General features: G+C 63.0%; 1 protein-coding gene and 1 pseudogene. Both read right to left on the reverse strand.

Annotated elements, in window-relative coordinates; genetic code table 11:
• Positions 1–2 precede the first annotated feature (2 nt).
• The gene (locus RUE5091_RS22435; RefSeq protein ID WP_058284172.1) at positions 3–1,148 is read right to left on the reverse strand and encodes an iron-containing alcohol dehydrogenase; all 1,146 of its coding nucleotides are present in this window, start codon (positions 1,146–1,148) and stop codon (positions 3–5) included.
• A 120-nt stretch (positions 1,149–1,268) separates the two neighbouring features.
• Positions 1,269–1,460 (reverse strand): annotated as a pseudogene (locus RUE5091_RS22440) (aldehyde dehydrogenase family protein); the annotation flags it as partial.

Raw genomic sequence — 1,460 nt, forward strand, 5'->3', positions numbered from 1 at the left:
GATCACAACGCGTTATTGAAGAGTGCGGTCAGGTTTTGTTCGTTGAGTTCGATGGGGTTACCGCCGCATGAGGGGTCGATGATTGCGCCTTTGACGAGGTCTGGGATGGCGGCTTCGGTGACGCCCAGGTCGGAGAGTTTGCGGGGGATGCCGAGGTCGTCGTTGAACGTCTGTACAAAGGCGCGGAAGCCGTCAAAGCCGCCGTCGATGCCCAGATAGTCGGCCGCCATCTGGAACCGGTCGGCAATGGCGGGGGCGTTGAACGCCAGAACGCTGGGCATACAGACCGCGTTGGTGGTGCCGTGATGGGTGTTGAAGTGCGCGCCGATGGGGTGGCTCATGGCGTGGATCGCGCCCAGACCTTTCTGGAAGCCGGTGGCACCCATCGAGGCGGCGCTCATCATATGGGCGCGGGCTTCGAGATCGGTGCCATCGGCATAGGCGCGGGGCAGATATTCCTTGACCAGCCGCATGCCTTCCAGCGCGATGCCCTGGGACATCGGGTGGTAATGCGGGCTCGAGAACGCCTCGACGCAATGGGCAAAGGCATCCAGGCCAGTGCCTGCGGTGATGAACCTGGGCATGCCCACGGTCAGTTCCGGATCGCAGATCACCACCGTCGGCAAGACTTTGGGGTGGAAGATGATCTTCTTGGCGTGGGTCTCAGAGTTGGTGATGACACTGGCGCGCCCCACTTCCGATCCGGTTCCGGCGGTGGTGGGCACCGCGATGATCGGCGCGATGACATCGGCATCGGCGCGAGTCCACCAGTCACCGATGTCTTCAAAATCCCAGACGGGGCGCGTCTGACCGGCCATGAAAGCGACCATCTTGCCCAGGTCCAGCCCCGAGCCACCGCCAAACGCGATCACCCCGTCATGGCCACCGGCGTTATAGGCGGCAACGCCAGCTTCGAGGTTATTTTCGTTCGGGTTCGGGTCCACCTCTGCAAACAGACCACGCCCCAGACCGGCGGCCTCCATGATGTCCAGCGTCGCCGTGGTGATCAGCAGATCGGCCAGACCCTTGTCGGTGACCAACAGGGGGTTCTTCATCCCGGCCGCGGCGCAGGCCTCGGGCAGTTCCTTTATGCGGCCAGCGCCGAATTTGATCGCGGTCGGGTAGGACCAGTTTCCAACGAGAGACATGTTATCGCCTTTCAATGTGGGCCTGTTGGCCGGATGTTCGAGTGCCCCTTGTTGCAACAGAGGGCCGTGACCGCCCGTGGTGGGCGCGGCCCGGGCCGCGATGCGACCCGGACGGTTTTCTTACCCTGTCACCTTTTTCAGATGGTAGGATTTGGGGCGCGTCAGGTTGTGATAACCGATGACCGAAAGGCCACCGCCGCGCCCGGTATTCTTGCAGCCGGTCCAGCATAGGCCCGGGTCCAGATAATCGGCCCGGTTCATGAACACGGTGCCGGTCTCGATCGCATCGCCCACACGCGCCGCCCGGTCCAC

It is taken from the genome of Ruegeria denitrificans, assembly GCF_001458295.1.
Taxonomy (GTDB): domain Bacteria; phylum Pseudomonadota; class Alphaproteobacteria; order Rhodobacterales; family Rhodobacteraceae; genus Ruegeria; species Ruegeria denitrificans.